We start from the raw sequence: 15,767 nt of genomic DNA on the forward strand, positions 1-15,767 counted from the left end.
CATGTGGCGGGTGAGACTATGCTCGAGTCACATGCGCAACAGCATCATCATCAGACACAAGGCTAAACCTTAGCTTGAGAGTTAGCCAGCGCCAGTATTGACCGTCGGCGCGGCGCGTCGTACCCACCGCTTACTCTCACGGTTGTGACAGTTCACTTCATCGGCGCAGGACCGGGTGCTGCCGACCTGCTGACTCTTCGCGCTGTCGAGCACATCCGTCGCAGTCCGGTGTGTGTGTTCGCCGGTACCTACATCGACGAGAAGATCCTGGCGCACTGCCCGGACGACGTCCGTCTGGTAGACACCGCGAAACTCGACCTCGACACCATCACCGGTGAACTCGTCGCGGCACACGAGCGAGGCCAGGATGTGGCGCGGCTCTGCTCGGGCGACCCGTCGCTGTACTCGGCGCTGGCCGAGCAATCCGCGCGTCTGGACGCAGCGGGTGTGCCCTGGGATGTCACGCCGGGTGTGCCCGCCTATGCGGCGGCGGCAGCGACTCTCGGCGTCGAACTGACCGTTCCCGAAGTGACCCAATCGGTGGTTCTGACGCGCACCCAGGCGCGTTCGACGGTGATGCCGGACACCGAGACGCTCTCCCGCTTCGCGGCGACCAGGTCGACGCTGGTGCTGCACCTGGCGATCACGCGCATCCGGGTGCTTGTCGAGGAGATCGTCGGCGAGTACGGCCTTCATTGCCCGGCGGCTGTCGTCTTCCATGCGAGCAAACCGGATCAACTGGTCCTCACCGGCACTCTGGCCGATATCGCCGATCAGGTCGAGGCCGCCGACCTGCGTCAGGCAGCGGTGATTCTCGTCGGGCCAGCGGTGGGCCGCACGCCGGGAGCCGAGTCGCACCTCTACGACGCCTGCCGGGTCAGGCCGTGAGTGGAGCCTGCGGAATGAACTGGAAAGTGTGAGTGGAGCCTGCGGAATGAATCAGAGGAAAGTGTGAGAATCCATCTCATCGGAATCGGTAGTGGGCATCCCGATCACGTCACTGCCCAGGCGGTCGCGAGGTTGAACGAGGTCGACGTGTTCCTCGTCGCGGACAAGGGCGAGGCCGTCGGCGATCTCGCGCAGGTCCGCACCGAGATACTCCGTCGGCACGTCCCGGGCGAGTACCGCGTCATCTCTGTTCCCGATCCCGAGCGGGATCGGACGCCCCGCGATTACGGCGCCGCGGTCGCCGATTGGCACGACGCCCGGGCGCGCGCGTACGAGAAGGTGCTGTTCGGGCTCGACGCCGACGTGACGGTCGGATTTCTTGTCTGGGGGGACCCTGCCCTGTACGACAGCACCATCAGGGTGATCGAACGCGTTCGTGATTTCGGGACGCTCGACTTCGACTTCGATGTGACGCCTGGGATCAGCAGCGTGGCGATGCTCGCTGCGGCGCACCGGATAGTCCTCAATCGCGTCGGCGGCCCCATCGTGATCACGACCGGGCGCGCACTGCCGGGTGACGTCCTGGCCGGTGCCGACAACATCGTGGTGATGCTCGACGGTGGCCTTGCCTGCCGCGAGCTTGTTGGGACCGGTCGGTGGGGTATTCATTGGGGAGCGAACCTGGGAACGGACGATGAACAGTTGGTGGCCGGTCCGCTCGACGAGGTGATCGGTGAGATCGAGCGGGTGCGGGCGGCGCTCAAGGCCCAGCACGGCTGGGTGATGGACACTTACCTACTGAGGTCGAGTGCGGAGTGACCATGGTGTGCAGGAGCGTAGCCAGCGGAGTGACCATGGTGTCCGGCACGGAGCCGCTCGTCGGATACCCTGGTTGCCCGTGACTGCCGTATCTTCTTCCCCTGCCAGTTCCGACGCCTCTTCGACCGGTCGATACGACCTCATTGTCGTCGGGTCGGGGTTCTTCGGCCTCACCGTTGCGGAGCGTTCGGCCTCGCAGCTGGGCAAGCGAGTGCTCGTTCTCGATCGACGCCATCACCTGGGCGGGAACGCGTATTCGGAGGCTGAGCCGGAGACCGGTATCGAGGTCCACAAGTACGGCGCTCACCTGTTCCACACCTCGAACGAGCGGGTGTGGGAGTACGTCAACAAGTTCACCGCTTTCACCGGCTACCAGCATCGGGTCTATGCGATGTACAAGGGGCAGTCGTACCAGTTCCCGATGGGGCTGGGCCTGATCTCGCAGTTCTTCGGTAGGTACTACTCGCCGCAGGAGGCTCGGGCACTCATTGCCGAGCAGTCCAGCGAGATCGATTCGAAGGATGCGCAGAACCTCGAGGAGAAGGCGATCTCGCTGATCGGCCGTCCGCTGTACGAGGCGTTCGTACGTGACTACACGGCGAAGCAGTGGCAGACCGATCCGAAGGAGCTGCCCGCGGGCAACATCTCTCGCCTGCCGGTGCGCTACAACTTCGACAACCGCTACTTCAACGACACCTACGAGGGCCTGCCCGTGGACGGGTACACCGCGTGGCTCGAGAACATGGCGAGCAGCGACCTCATCGAGGTTCGTCTCAACACGGACTGGTTCGACGTGCGCTCCGAGCTCACCGCCGAAAGCCCGAACGCCCCCATCGTCTACACCGGCCCCCTCGATGCGTACTTCGACTACTCCGAGGGCGAACTCGGATGGCGCACCCTCGACTTCGAGACCGAGGTGCTGCCGACGGGTGATTTCCAGGGCACGCCGGTGATGAACTACAACGACGGCGACGTGCCGTACACCCGCATCCACGAGTTCCGGCACTTCCATCCGGAGCGCGAGTACCCGACCGACAAGACCGTGATCATGCGTGAATACAGCCGCGCGGCCCAGTCGGACGACGAACCGTACTACCCGATCAACACGCCCGACGATCGCCAGAAGCTCGAGGCATACCGGGAACGCGCCAAGGCAGAAACGGCGTCCAACAATGTCCTGTTCGGTGGCCGCCTCGGCACCTACCAGTATCTCGACATGCACATGGCCATCGCCAGCGCACTCAACCTGTACGACAACACCCTCGCTCCGCACTTCGAATCGGGCGCAGCCCTGACAGGGGACAAATGACGGCCAAGCATCTGCTGGAGGACGGCGTCGCCGATGTCGTCCCGGTCATGGGTAAATCGCTGCTGCAGCGCGTACTGCTGCCGCGCTCGGGCGAGCCGCTCGACGTGCGCACCCTGTATTTGGAGGAAGCGACGACCAACGCGCGACGGGCGCATTCGCTCTCGCGTACCTCGCTCGCCGTCGGCGCCGAGTCCGAGGTGTCGTTCTGCACGTACTTCAACGCCTTCCCGGCGAGCTACTGGCGGCGCTACAGCGTGCTGCAGTCCGTCGTACTGCGCATCGAGGTCTCCGGCCACTGCCGCATCGACATCTACCGCTCGAAGGCCGATGCCTCGCGCATCCACGTCGAGGGGCGCGAGGCCGTCGACGGTGATGCCGCGCAGGAGTTCATGATCGATCTCGGTCCGTTCGAGGACGGTGGCTGGATCTGGTTCGACATCACCTCCGATTCCGAGGTCGTGCTCGAGAGCGCAGGGTGGTTCGCGCCCGTCGAGGCACCGGGCGAGGCGAGCGTCGCCATCGGAATCCCTACCTTCAACCGGCCGACCGACGCCGTGAAGGCACTTGCCGCCATCTGCTCCGACCCGCTGGTTCTTGGTGTCGTCAAGGCCGTCATCATGCCTGATCAGGGCACCCGCAAAGCCAAGGACGAGCCCGGATTCGACGCGGCCGCCGCAGCCCTCGGAGGCCGCTTGGCGGTCCACGACCAGGCCAACCTCGGCGGTTCGGGCGGGTACAGCCGCATCATGTACGAGGCGCTGACCAACACCGATTGCCAGCACATCCTGTTCATGGACGACGACATCGAGATCGAGCCGGACTCCATTCTGCGAGCGCTCGCGATGTCGCGATTTGCGAAGGTCCCGACGCTCGTCGGTGGCCAGATGCTCAACCTGCAGGCACGCAGCCACCTGCACGTGATGGGTGAAGTGATCGATCGCAGCAACTTCATGTGGACTGCCGCCCAGAACGTCGAGTACGACCACGACTTCAGCGAGGAGCCACTGCGCTCGAGCAAGCTGCTGCACCGGCGCATCGACGTCGACTACAACGGCTGGTGGATGTGCATGATCCCGCGTGTCGTTGCCGAGGAGCTGGGTCAACCTCTGCCGCTGTTCATCAAGTGGGACGACGCCGAGTACGGCTTGCGTGCACGCGATGCCGGCTACCCGACGGTCACGCTGCCGGGCGCCGCGATCTGGCACATGGCCTGGAGCGACAAGGACGACGCCATCGATTGGCAGGCGTACTTCCACCTGCGCAACCGCCTCGTCGTCGCGGCGCTGCACATGCCGGGCAACGGCCGCGGCCTCGTCCTCGACACCGTCAAGGCCACCGTCAAGCACCTGCTGTGCCTGGAATACTCGACCGTCGCCATTCAGAACAAGGCGATCCGTGACTTCCTCGCGGGCCCCGAGCACATCCTGGATATCCTCCCTACCTCGCTCGGTGAGGTGCACGCACTGCGCAAGACCTACTCCGACGCTGTCGTGGTGGGTTCGTCTACGGAGCTCCCCCTCGCCTCGGGTGAAGAGGTGGGTTCGGTAGGCATGCCGAAGAATCCGCTGGCGAAGATCGGCCGCCTCGCGAAAGGCCTCGTGCACAGCGTCCGGCCCGCTCATACGCGTCACCACGAGCGACCGCAGCTCAACGTACCCACGCTGGATGCGCGGTGGTTCCTGCTCTCGCAGGTCGATGGCGTCACCGTCACTACCGCCGACGGCCGGGGCGTCGTCTACCGCAAGCGTGACCGCGACGAGGCCGCCGCCCTGTTCAAGGAAGCGATGGCGCTACGCAGCGAGCTCGCTCGCCGTTTCCCCGATCTGAAGGCTCGCTACCGCGACGCCGTACCTCACCTCACCAGTAAGGAAACCTGGGAACGTGTCTTTCGTTACGAGGCGTAAGAATCAGGACGAGGCCCCAGCCGAGGTGCGGATTCTGGCGAAGGTCCAGGCCACAGTCGGTGCGCAACCAGCGGCGATCTCGGTGGCACGAGGTATGTCACATTTCGGTGAGCATGCCCTCGGCTGGGTTGCGATCGCCGGCGTCGGTGCCGCACTCGATCCCACGCGTAGGCGTCAGTGGGCCGGTGTCGCCGTGGGCGCAGTCGGTTCGCACGCTGCGTCGATCGTGATCAAGCGGGTTGTACGCCGCCCTCGACCCAGCGACCCTTCGGTTCGAGTCAACGTCTCGACTCCGAGCAAACTGAGCTTCCCGTCCTCGCACGCAACGTCGACGACCGCCGCCGCCCTGCTGCTCGGCAGACTCACGGGTCTGCCGGTAGCTGCAGTTCTGGTACCACCGATGATGCTCTCGCGGCTGGTACTGGGCGTCCACTATCCCACCGACGTACTTGCCGGCTCAGCGCTCGGCGCTTTGTCCGCAGCCGCCGTGTGCAAGTTCGAAGGAGACAAATGAGCGAGGAAGCAGCTCCCCTGGGCGCACCACCGAAGAACCTTCTCGACGGGGTGATCAAGGCCCTCCGGCCGCGCCAATGGGTCAAGAACGTACTCGTGCTCGCCGCTCCGCTGGCGGCTGGCTCGGCGACCCAGATCGATGTGTTGCTGCCCGTCGCGCTGGCGTTCGTGGTGTTCTGCTTCGCCGCCTCGGGCGTGTACCTGGTCAACGACGCGCTGGACGTCGACGCCGACCGCGCGCACCCGACCAAGCGGTTCCGTCCGATCGCCGCAGGCGTGCTGCCGGTCAACCTGGCCTACGCCATGGCGATCGTCAGCTTCCTCGCCGCCATCGGTCTCTCGTTCCTCGCGAACTGGCAGCTCGCCCTCGTCATCGGCATCTACATCGTCATTCAACTGGCCTACTGCTTCGGACTCAAGCATCAGGCTGTGCTCGATATCTGCATCGTGTCCTCCGGCTTCCTGCTGCGCGCCATCGCCGGTGGTGCCGCGGCGTCGATTCCGCTCTCGCAGTGGTTCCTGCTGATCATGGCTTTCGGTTCACTGTTCATGGCAGCGGGTAAGCGCTACGCCGAGCTCCAACTGGCCGAACGCACCGGTGCGAAGATCCGCAAGTCGCTCGAGAACTACACCACGACGTATCTTCGATTCGTCTGGACACTGTCGGCGACCGCAGTCGTGCTTTGCTATGGATTGTGGGCCTTCGAACAAGACGCCGAAAACGCCACGAGTTGGTTCGCGATCTCGATGATTCCGTTCACGATCGCTATCCTGCGATACGCGGTGGACGTCGATGGTGGCGAAGCAGGCGAGCCCGAAGAGATCGCGCTCGGCGACAGGGTGTTGCAGGTGCTTGCCCTTGCGTGGATCGGAGTAGTGGGTGTCGCTGTCTACCTCGCCTGACGAGTTGAAGAGCGGGGGGCCGACGAGCGGGGGGCTGACGAGCCGATCCGGTCGTCGGCTGAACAGGGCTGTTTTCGGTGCGGGAGTCGCGGTTACGGCTCTGCTCTTCCTGCTCGGCGCCTGGCAGCGACGGTGGATCGCCGACGACGGCTTGATCGTCCTGCGCACCGTCCGCAATCTGTTGGCCGGAAACGGTCCGGTCTTCAATGCGGGCGAGCGGGTCGAGGCCAATACGAGCACCGTCTGGACCTACCTGGTGTATGCGGTCAGCTGGCTCAGCGAGGCGCGCCTCGAGTACGTCGTCCTCACCATTGCGCTGGTGCTCTCGACGGCCGCAGTAGTGGTGGCGATGCTGGGCACGTATGCGCTCCACACGGACAGCGTTACCGCACGTGCGACTCTCTATCTCCCCGCGGGCGTGCTCGTATACATTGCGCTGCCGCCGGCACGGGATTTCGCCACATCGGGTTTGGAAACCTGCCTGGTCATCTTCTGGATCGCGCTGCTGTGGCTGATGATGGTTCGATGGGCGACCCGGGATGTCGGCCCGCCTGCGGTGCTGTTTCTCGCCTTCTGGGCCGGTCTGGGTCCGTTGGTCCGGCCCGAACTGGTCATTCTGTCCGCCCTCGCGCTGGTGATGATCTTTCTGGCTCCGCAGACATGGGTGAGCCGGTTCTTCGTGTTTGCGATCGCGGGCGCGACGCCGATCCTCTATCAGATCTGGCGGATGGGTTACTACGGACTGCCGTACCCCAACACAGCGGTCTCGAAGGATGCGGGCGGCGCCAAATGGTCGCAGGGCATGAACTATCTCTGGAACCTCCTCGGCCCCTACATGCTGCTGTTGCCACTGGTACTGCTTCTCGTCGCAGGCATCGTCACCGCTTCGCGGGGACCGCGGTTCACCGTCCCCGCAAACGTCGGCGATGTGCAGCGGTCGTTGCGGACGCCGACGGCAGTAGTCGCGTTCGCGCTGCTCGGGGGCGTCCTTTCGCTGCTGTACGCCGTCCGAGTCGGCGGAGACTTCATGCACGGTCGCACGTTGCTGCCGGCGCTGTTCACGCTTCTACTGCCTGTGGCGATCCTGAAACTGACGGTTCCGGCGAGCAGATCCGATGCGCGGGCGACGGCGACCTTCGCGGTGGGCGGCCTCGTCTGGGTCACCACGGTCATCTGGGCGTTCTTCGCAGCGAACACCACGGGGATGCCGGAGGGTGCGATCGTCGGTCGCACAGGGATCGTCGACGAGCGCGCTTTCTACGCATTGAACACCGGCCACGCCCATCCGATTCTTGCTGCGGATTACCTGGACTATCCGCGGATGCGTCCCATGGTTGCGGCCATCGAGAACACTCCCGACGGTGGTCTGCTCCTGCCGAGTGCGCAATTCACCTACTGGGATGTGGTGCCGCCACCGCTGCCGATTCCCCCGGGCGGCGTCGGTCACACGGTCTACTTCTTGAACCTGGGTATGACCAGTATGAATGTCGGTCTCGATGTACGAGTGATCGATCAGATGGGCTTGGCATATCCCTTGGCCTCGCATACCGAACGTCTCGAGAATGGCCGTATCGGGCACGACAAGAGCCTCTTCCCGGACTGGGTGGTAGCCGATCTCGGTCTCGTCGACGAGCATCCGTTCTTGCCCTGGTACATGGACGAGGACTGGGTTGCCGATGCGAGTGTGGCGTTGACCTGCCCCGATACGCAAGAATTGTTGACCTCGTACCGCGCGCCATTGACCCGCGAATTGTTCGTCAGAAACTTCAAGCGGTCGTTTTTCTATGCGGGATATCGGTTCGACCGCATCCCGGAATACGAATTACAGAGATGTGGTTTGGAGCCACCGATTCCGAGGTCCGACAATTGACCCTTAGGATCGATCGAGTTGCGTCGTAACTACCCGGTAGCCAAAATGGGATATCTCGTTTTCGTAACGTACGGCGCCTCTGGGTCGATGTATGCGAAAGATATGTGTGACTGCTCTGGCCCCGATGGCCGGTTTCACGTCGCCGAAATGGGTGACCCGCAGGTTTCTGCGGGTCATCGTCACTGCTGAGAGGTCGAATGCATGCTGGGTAGAACGAACAAGGGAGCCGGGGGGCGCTTCCGCCGGATTGTCACCTCTCTGGTGATGGCTGTGGCATTGCCTCTCGGACTGGCAGTCGCCGGAACCGGCGCGACGGCCAACGCCGCATTCGACCCGCGCGCGTTCGACTTCGTGGTGGATTCCTCCATGGGTCCGATCAAGAGTCGAATCTGGCGTGCAGCCGACGGAAACACCGATCGAGTGGTGTACCTCCTCGACGGTCTGCGTGCCACCAACGACATCTCCGGCTGGGAGCACGAGACGGACGCGGGCGCACATCTCGCCGCATACAACATCAACGTCGTACAGCCGGTCGGTGGCATGTCGAGCTTCTACTCCGACTGGTACGCACCTTCCAACTTCAACGGCCAGCAGACGACCTACAAGTGGGAGACATTCCTGACGCAGAACCTGCGCAACGAGCTCGCAGGCCGTCTCGGCTTCAACCCCAACCGAAACGGTGTCGTCGGTATCTCGATGGGCGGCAGCGCGGCGTTGACAATGGCCGCGTACTACCCCGACCAGTTCTCGTATGCCGGTTCGCTCTCGGGATACCTGAACATCTCGGCACCAGGCATGCGTGAAGCAATGCGGTTGGCGCTGCTCGACTCGGGCCGCTTCAACATCGACGCCATGTGGGGACCACCCTGGGATCCGGCGTGGCTACGCAACGATCCGTTCGTCTTCGCGCCGCGCCTTCGCGACAACGGCACTCGCGTGTGGGTCTTCGCCGGTAGCGGCCTGCCCGGTGGGCTCGATCAGCCGCGAAGCTTCATCGACTACTACAACACCGCCAACGGCATGGGCCTCGAGGCAATTGCGTTGGCGAACAGCCGCGCATTCCAGATCCGCATGGCCAGCATCGGTGCGAACAACGTGACGTACGCCTTCCCTGGCGTCGGAACCCACCAGTGGGGTTACTGGCAGGAGCAGGTGCACATCATGGCGCCTGACCTGAGCGCGCACATCGGCTGATATTCCCCACTCGACCCCCGCTCATCATCTTGTTCTGTGACGATTCACTGTCCGACATGGGTGGTCAGCGGGGGTTCGTGCGGGTTAAGGTCACAGTCTGTTACCGGCCGTTTTTCCAACCTGAGATGAAGATCACAGTGTTGCTAATGGGCCGAAAGATGGCTTAGTGTCCACTTTGCTCGCCTTGAGTGACCACGACTGAATACCTTCACTGCGGCCCGACAGGGCCGAGAACCGCCCTGTTGGGAAGAGCGGGTACCGCATGACCGCGGAACCGCAGAAGACGAGAGAGAGAGCACGATCCATGCGATTTGCCGGCCTCAAGACCAGACCGAGACTGTCTCAGAGGTGGCGCCAGCGCCTCCTCGGAGTGAGCGCTGCTGCGCTGGTGGTTCCCATCGCAGCAGGAATGGTCGGCGGCGCAGTTGCAGTGGCAGCTCCGGGCGCGATCGCGCACACGGCGCCTGCCGGTGGTCGTGAGGATCTCTTCGTTCCCTCGGATATGGGCCCCATCAAGGTTCAGGTCCAGTGGGCTGCACGTGGCGGCAACGCGGCGTTGTACCTGCTCGACGGCCTGCGTGCTCGCGAGGATCGCAACGCATGGTCGTTCGAGACCAATGCGCAGGATCAGTTCGCGGGCGACGATGTCACGCTGGTCATGCCAGTCGGTGGCCAGGCGAGCTTCTACAGCGACTGGTACGCGGCGTCCAACTTGAACGGTCAGGAAGTGACCTACAAGTGGGAGACCTTCCTCACCGAGGATCTGCCCGCCTATCTCGAGGGCTACGGCGTCTCGCGCACCAACAACGCTGTGCTGGGTATCTCGATGGGCGGTTCCGCCGCCCTGACACTGGCCGCTTACCACCGCGACCAGTTCAAGTTCGCCGGCTCGTTGTCGGGCTACCTCAACATCTCGGCACCCGGTATGCGTGAGGCCATCCGCGCCGCGATGCTCTCGCAGTCCTGGTTCAACGTCGATTCCATGTGGGGACCGCCCTGGAGCCCGGCCTGGTTGCGCAACGATCCCTTCGTCTTCGCACCGCAGCTGCGCGGCCTGTCGATGTACATCTCGGCGGCGAGCGGCTTGCCCGGTGAGTACGACCGCCCGAGCGCGCCGATCGACTTCTACAACACAGCGAACGGCATGGCCCTCGAAGCCCTGGCCCTGGCCAACAGTCGAGCATTCCAGGTGCGCCTGGCCACGCTCGGTATTCCGGCCACGTTCAGCTTCCCGAGCAACGGAACCCATAGCTGGCCGTACTGGTCCTCGGAGCTGTTCAAGGCTCGCGGTCAGATCCTCGAAGCTCTGAACGCCTGATCAGCTGACGTCCCACGAATGCCGTCCTGCCTTGCAGGGCGGCATTCGTGCGTGCGAGGTAGTGCGCTCGTGGGGGGCTGCCACGGTACGTTGATTCACAATTGCACCATCCGTCACAGCGAGTCTCTCCGGTTCTGGCGTAGTTCGCGTGTAAAAAGACATCTACAGAGGTCTGCGACGAGGTAGTCACGCGACTTCGGCAAGCAGCAAGAGAAAGAGAGTCACCACCATGCGCACTGAGCTTGTTCGCTTCGGCCGGCGTCCCACGGCCGGAAACAAGGCTCGGCGGGCCGCCACTGCCGCAGTGCTCGCGGCAGCGTTGATGTCCCCCTTCGGCGCCGCAGGTATCGCCCAGGCGACGCCGGCGGCGGTTACGCTGCCCGCCCCCACGCAGGCTCCGTCCGCGGCCACCGTCACCGCTGTCGACTGGCTGTCGGACCGCCGCGTCGCGCTGTGGATCGATTCTCCGTCGATGGGCACTCCCATCCAGGTTCAGCTGCTGCTCGCCCGCGATTGGAACATCAACCCGCAGGCAGTCTTCCCGTCGGTCTGGATGCTCGACGGTCTGCGTGCGACCGACACCGAGAACGGCTGGACTGCCGAGACCGATGCCGAGTCGTACTTCGCGGACAAGAACGTCAACGTCGTACTCCCCGTCGGCGGACAGTCCAGCTTCTACTCCGACTGGGTCGACCAGGACAACGGCAAGAACTACCAGTGGGAGACGTTCCTGACCAAGGAGCTGCCGCCCATTCTCGAGAACGACTGGCGTACCAATCAGACTCGCGGCGTCGTCGGTCTGTCGATGGGCGGCACCTCGGCGATGTTCCTCGCAGCCCGCAACAAAGGCTTCTTTCAGTTCGCCGGTTCCTTGTCCGGAATCTTGACGACCACCTCGCTCGGTATGCCGCAGGCGATCCAGTACGCGATGGCCGACGCCGGAGGCTTCTCGTCCAAGGCGATGTGGGGCGCTCCCACCAACGACCTGTGGGCCCAGCACGACCCGTACCTGCTCGCCGAACAACTCGAGGGTGTGAGCCTCTACATCTCGAGCGGCAACGGCGTGGCGGGACCGTACGATCCACCGTCGGGAATCCCGGGTGTCAGCTCCAACTACGCAGGCATGGGTCTGGAGATACTTTCACGTCTGACCTCGCAGACGTTCGCGACCAAGCTCAACAAGCTCGGCATCCCGGCACAGGTCAACTACCGTCCCTCGGGTCTGCACACGTGGGAGTACTGGCAGTTCGAGCTCAAGCAGCTCTGGCCACAGCTGGCGAACACGCTCGGCGTCGAGGCGGACAAGCCTGCTTGCACCGTAGCGGGCGCCATCGGCAATACCACCGGTGCGAACGCCTGGCTCGGTGACTGCCTGACGGCCGAGTACAACGTCGACGGTGGCCGCGCACAGGACTTCCGATTCGGCCGGGTGTTCTTCACCCCGGACACCGGCGCGCATGTCGTCGCCGGCGCGATCGGCGGCACCTATCAGGGTTCGGGTGGGCCGAGTGGCCCACTCGGCTTCCCCACCACCGGTGAGTACGGGGTGCCCGACGGACGCGGACGGGTCAACGCTTTCCAGAACGGCATGATCTACTTCACCCCGCAGACCGGTGCGCATGCGGTGCGCGGCGCCATTCTCGACGAGTGGGCACGCCAGGGCTACGAGAACGGTCCGCTCGGTTACCCGGTTCTCAGCGAGGTCGCCACACCGTCGAAGCCCGGGGTAGTGCAGGGCTTCGAGATCGGCGCCATGTATTACAGCCCCGAACACGGTACGCACTCGGTGCAGGGGATGATCCTGGGCAAGTACGGCCAACTCGGCTGGGAGAACGGCCAACTCGGCTTCCCGAAAACAAACGAAATGGGACCGCTCCGGGACGGGGGCCGGTTCAACGAGTTCGAGGGCGGCAACATCTACTGGAGTCCGCTGACCGGCGCTTGGGCCATACGCAACGGTGAGATCTTCGACGCCTGGAAGAACGAGGGCTACGAGAACGGCCGCCTCGGGTACATCACGAGCGACCAGTTCGAGATGGACGGCGGCGGGATTCAGCAGAATTTCCAGTTCGGAATCATCACCGTCAAGGACGGAACGGTCACCATCGCCCCGTGACGTCACCGGCGCTGCCGGCGAGATGCCGACAGCGCCGAGGCGGCTGGTTCGTGTTCACTCAGAGAATTCTCAAGGACTCTCTGTACCGTCCCTGCATGAACCTGCCGCCGAACTCGGCCACTCGGATGCTCCTAGAAACGTGCTCCAGGACTGGATTGAATATGCGAAAGTCAACGACCGTGCGAACTTCTCTGACTCGAACCCTGTCCATGGGTGCCCTCGCCGTGGCCGCGGGCACGATGCTGGTCGCCTGCGGCAGCGACGACTCCACTGCCACGGGGACGCCCTCCGTGTCGCAGACCACCACGGCAGCGGCGACGACCTCGGCCGAAGCCACACCGCCTGAGTCGGAGGACTCGGACGCTCCAGGTGTGACGACAAGCCCGGGGGAAGCCGCCACCGCACCTCCCGAGCAGCCGCAGCCGGTTCCCGAAGGTTTCCCCGGGCCCACCGAGAGCCCCGTCGACGATCGTGGCCGGGCGTTCCTCGCCGAGCTCGAGAAAAACGGAATCACGCCCGCGGGCAACGGTGACATCGCGGTATCGACGGCGACCTACATTTGCTCGGCGCAGTCGCAGGGCGTACCCGCGGACGAGATCGCCACGTTCGTCACAGCCAACGTGGGAGTGGAGGCGAGCGCGGCCGGAACTCAGATAACAGCGGAGCAGGCAGGCGAGGACGCACAGATCTACATCGCCGCCGCTACGAACACGTTCTGCTGAGGCACCTATAGATGGCGAAACGTAAGAGGCGGTTGCTACCCAAGCTGATCGCGGCGGTGGTGATCCTCGGACTGATCATCCTCGCGTTGTGGTATCTCCTCGCGGGCCGGTTGCCAGAGCGGATTCCGTCGCCGTTGCCCCCGCCACAGGAACCCCAGTCGCAACCGGCGGACTGCTCGGACGTCGTGGTCGTCTCGATCCCGGGTACCTGGGAGTCCTCGGCGTTCGACGACCCGTACAACCCGACAGCCAACCCGTTGTCGCTGATGTTGAACGTCTCACGTCCGCTGCAGGAGCAGTTCGACCCGAGCCGGGCCAGCGTCTTCACCGTCCCGTACGTCGCGCAGTTCTCCAATCCGATCGCGTTCCCTCCGGACGGTCAGCAGTCGTACAACAACAGCCGTACCCAGGGCGCCGACGCGACGCTGGCCGAGCTCACTCGCGTCAGTGATCACTGCCCGTTGACCAACTACGTCCTGGTCGGATTCTCGCAGGGCGCGGTGATCGCCGGCGACATCGCCGCCGATATCGGAGCGGGCAACGGTCCCGTCGCCGCCGACAAAATTCTCGGCGTCACCCTCATCGCCGACGGCCGGCGAACCTCCGAAGTAGCCGTCGGCCCGGCGGTCGGTGGGGTCGGTGCCGAGGTCGCGCTCGGCGGCCTCGATCTTCCCGGCATCACGATGACGGGAGCCCGAGAAGGTGGCTTCGGCGAACTCGACGGCAAGGTCCAACAGATATGCGCACCCGGCGATCTCATCTGTGCCGCGCCGTCGGAGGGGATGTCGATCACCAACATTCCGCAGAGCATCAACATTCTGCTCGGGGCCGCCGGAAATCCGGTGCACGCCTCGTACAACAGCTTCGTCGTAGACGAGGCGGGAACCACCGCGACACAGTGGACGACCGGCTGGGCGCGGGGTCTCGTCGAGTCCGCTCCGGAGATTCCGCACTCCTGACTCAAGGGGGCGGAGTTCTCTCGAGGACGCGGTTCCCGCCCTGTTGGTGTGGCACAAAGCGGACGGGCCTGGACATGCCCGGTGTATTCCCACGTGGCGAACAGCTAGAGTGGCGCCTTGGACCAGCGTCGAAGTGGCGTTGACCATCGACCGAGCGCCCGCACCGAGGAGACCTATACATGAGTTCCGCCCAGGCCCCTGACCTGCCTTCCGAAGGGCACGTCACGGCGCTGCGCAAGTTCCGTTTCGCCGCAGGCGGAGAGGGCAACGCGGAGGAGGGGGGAGCGCGGAAGTTCGTGAAACTGGCGCAACAGGCCGAGGAGCTGGGCTACGACAGCTTCATGATCCCCGATCACCTGGGCAACCAGGTCGGTCCCATCGCTGCCCTCGGTGCACTCGCCATCGCCACCGACAAGATTCGGCTCGGCACCGCAGTGCTGGCGAACGGGTTTCGGCATCCGGCGATCCTGGCCAAGGACGCAGCCACCATCGATGTACTCTCCGGAGGCCGCCTCGAGCTGGGGCTCGGCGCGGGCTGGATGCGCGAGGAGTACGACAAAGCCGGCATCGTGTACGACCGCCCCGGCATTCGTATCGAGAAGCTCGAAGAAAGCCTCGTGATCCTCGATACTCTGCTGCGCGGCAAAGAATGCAACTTCGAGGGCAAGCACTTCACCATCACCGGTTTGAAGGGAAGCCCCCGGCCGAGGCAGGGCCCACGCCCCCCGATCTGTGTCGGCGGCGGCGGACCGCGAATGCTTGCCCTGGCCGCGAAGTACGCCGACATCATCTCCGTGGTGCCGAGTACGACGAAGGAAGGCAAGCTTCTACTGTCCGGCATGACGTTGGACAAGACCCTCGAACGTGTCGAACTCATCCGCAAGGCGGCGGGTGGTCGGTTCCACGAGATCGAACTGAACTGGGCCATCACCACCATCGTGGTCACCGATGATCGCGAGCAGATGGCAGAGATGGCGTTGGCCGCGCTGGACAACGGTTACCCACCCAACGTCGACGTGGACGTCAAGCTCAGTGTGGACAACATTCTGTCCTCGCCTTACCTGGCCTTCGGGACGTACGAGGAGATCGCAGATCAGATCCGTAACGTTCGCGAGAAAACGACGATGTCCTATGTTGGGGTTTTTCCCACTCAGATGGAAGCGTTCGCGCCTGTGATCGACCTGCTGAAGGGCGAGTGACACGGGTGCGTCGAAGAAACGCGCAGACCTGCGGGTTTGTTCGACGCGGACAC

13 protein-coding genes are annotated in these 15,767 nt (G+C 64.1%); all 13 read left to right on the forward strand.

All coding sequences use genetic code 11. The features are described 5' to 3' along the window. Nucleotides 1–144: 144 nt before the first annotated feature. Nucleotides 145–888: a cobalt-precorrin-4/precorrin-4 C(11)-methyltransferase gene (locus J1M86_RS04050; RefSeq protein ID WP_206508905.1), complete on the forward strand. Its 744-nt coding sequence runs from the start codon at nucleotides 145–147 to the stop codon at nucleotides 886–888. 63 nt (nucleotides 889–951) lie between these two features. Then, nucleotides 952–1,707, forward strand: coding sequence for a precorrin-6A synthase (deacetylating) (gene cobF / locus J1M86_RS04055; RefSeq protein ID WP_206508906.1), 756 nt, complete (start codon nucleotides 952–954; stop codon nucleotides 1,705–1,707). A 79-nt stretch (nucleotides 1,708–1,786) separates the two neighbouring features. Then, nucleotides 1,787–3,016 carry a UDP-galactopyranose mutase gene (glf, locus tag J1M86_RS04060; protein WP_206508907.1) on the forward strand — a complete coding sequence of 410 codons (1,230 nt, stop codon included), beginning with the start codon at nucleotides 1,787–1,789 and terminating at the stop codon, nucleotides 3,014–3,016. After that, complete coding sequence (locus J1M86_RS04065; protein ID WP_206508908.1) at nucleotides 3,013–4,920, forward strand: glycosyltransferase; 1,908 nt, start codon at nucleotides 3,013–3,015, stop codon at nucleotides 4,918–4,920. The genes glf and J1M86_RS04065 overlap by 4 nt, the downstream gene beginning before the upstream one ends. Then, the gene (locus J1M86_RS04070; RefSeq protein WP_230555746.1) at nucleotides 4,898–5,434 is read left to right on the forward strand and encodes a phosphatase PAP2 family protein; all 537 of its coding nucleotides are present in this window, start codon (nucleotides 4,898–4,900) and stop codon (nucleotides 5,432–5,434) included. The genes J1M86_RS04065 and J1M86_RS04070 overlap by 23 nt, the downstream gene beginning before the upstream one ends. Further along, a complete protein-coding gene (locus J1M86_RS04075) occupies nucleotides 5,431–6,336 on the forward strand; it encodes a decaprenyl-phosphate phosphoribosyltransferase (RefSeq protein ID WP_206508909.1) in 906 nt (301 codons plus the stop codon). The genes J1M86_RS04070 and J1M86_RS04075 overlap by 4 nt, the downstream gene beginning before the upstream one ends. A gap of 34 nt (nucleotides 6,337–6,370) precedes the next feature. Continuing rightward, nucleotides 6,371–8,206: a flagellar motor control protein ZomB gene (gene zomB, locus J1M86_RS04080; RefSeq protein WP_274611666.1), complete on the forward strand. Its 1,836-nt coding sequence runs from the start codon at nucleotides 6,371–6,373 to the stop codon at nucleotides 8,204–8,206. Between the two features lie 201 nt (nucleotides 8,207–8,407). Next, complete coding sequence (locus J1M86_RS04085; RefSeq protein WP_187346668.1) at nucleotides 8,408–9,400, forward strand: alpha/beta hydrolase family protein; 993 nt, start codon at nucleotides 8,408–8,410, stop codon at nucleotides 9,398–9,400. Between the two features lie 304 nt (nucleotides 9,401–9,704). Beyond that, nucleotides 9,705–10,718, forward strand: coding sequence for an alpha/beta hydrolase family protein (locus tag J1M86_RS04090; protein ID WP_206509136.1), 1,014 nt, complete (start codon nucleotides 9,705–9,707; stop codon nucleotides 10,716–10,718). Nucleotides 10,719–10,947: 229 nt separating this feature from the next. Beyond that, a complete protein-coding gene (locus J1M86_RS04095; RefSeq protein ID WP_206508910.1) occupies nucleotides 10,948–12,834 on the forward strand; it encodes an alpha/beta hydrolase-fold protein in 1,887 nt (628 codons plus the stop codon). A 161-nt stretch (nucleotides 12,835–12,995) separates the two neighbouring features. Next, the gene (locus J1M86_RS04100; protein ID WP_075837666.1) at nucleotides 12,996–13,556 is read left to right on the forward strand and encodes a DUF732 domain-containing protein; all 561 of its coding nucleotides are present in this window, start codon (nucleotides 12,996–12,998) and stop codon (nucleotides 13,554–13,556) included. An 11-nt stretch (nucleotides 13,557–13,567) separates the two neighbouring features. Beyond that, the gene (locus J1M86_RS04105) at nucleotides 13,568–14,515 is read left to right on the forward strand and encodes a cutinase family protein (protein WP_206508911.1); all 948 of its coding nucleotides are present in this window, start codon (nucleotides 13,568–13,570) and stop codon (nucleotides 14,513–14,515) included. 179 nt (nucleotides 14,516–14,694) lie between these two features. Next, nucleotides 14,695–15,714, forward strand: a complete 1,020-nt coding sequence (locus J1M86_RS04110; RefSeq protein ID WP_206508912.1) for an LLM class F420-dependent oxidoreductase — start codon at nucleotides 14,695–14,697, stop codon at nucleotides 15,712–15,714. Nucleotides 15,715–15,767: the final 53 nt, after the last annotated feature.

Source organism: Rhodococcus sp. KRD197, from assembly GCF_017168235.1.
Taxonomy (GTDB): domain Bacteria; phylum Actinomycetota; class Actinomycetes; order Mycobacteriales; family Mycobacteriaceae; genus Rhodococcoides.

Coding starts and splice junctions, on each gene's coding strand:
- J1M86_RS04085 (WP_187346668.1), top strand. CDS start 8,408: ATGCTGGGTAGAACGAACAAGGGAGCCGGGGGGCGCTTCCGCCGGATT.
- J1M86_RS04065 (WP_206508908.1), top strand. CDS start 3,013: ATGACGGCCAAGCATCTGCTGGAGGACGGCGTCGCCGATGTCGTCCCG.
- J1M86_RS04100 (WP_075837666.1), top strand. CDS start 12,996: ATGCGAAAGTCAACGACCGTGCGAACTTCTCTGACTCGAACCCTGTCC.
- J1M86_RS04075 (WP_206508909.1), top strand. CDS start 5,431: ATGAGCGAGGAAGCAGCTCCCCTGGGCGCACCACCGAAGAACCTTCTC.
- J1M86_RS04090 (WP_206509136.1), top strand. CDS start 9,705: ATGCGATTTGCCGGCCTCAAGACCAGACCGAGACTGTCTCAGAGGTGG.
- J1M86_RS04095 (WP_206508910.1), top strand. CDS start 10,948: ATGCGCACTGAGCTTGTTCGCTTCGGCCGGCGTCCCACGGCCGGAAAC.
- J1M86_RS04105 (WP_206508911.1), top strand. CDS start 13,568: ATGGCGAAACGTAAGAGGCGGTTGCTACCCAAGCTGATCGCGGCGGTG.
- J1M86_RS04110 (WP_206508912.1), top strand. CDS start 14,695: ATGAGTTCCGCCCAGGCCCCTGACCTGCCTTCCGAAGGGCACGTCACG.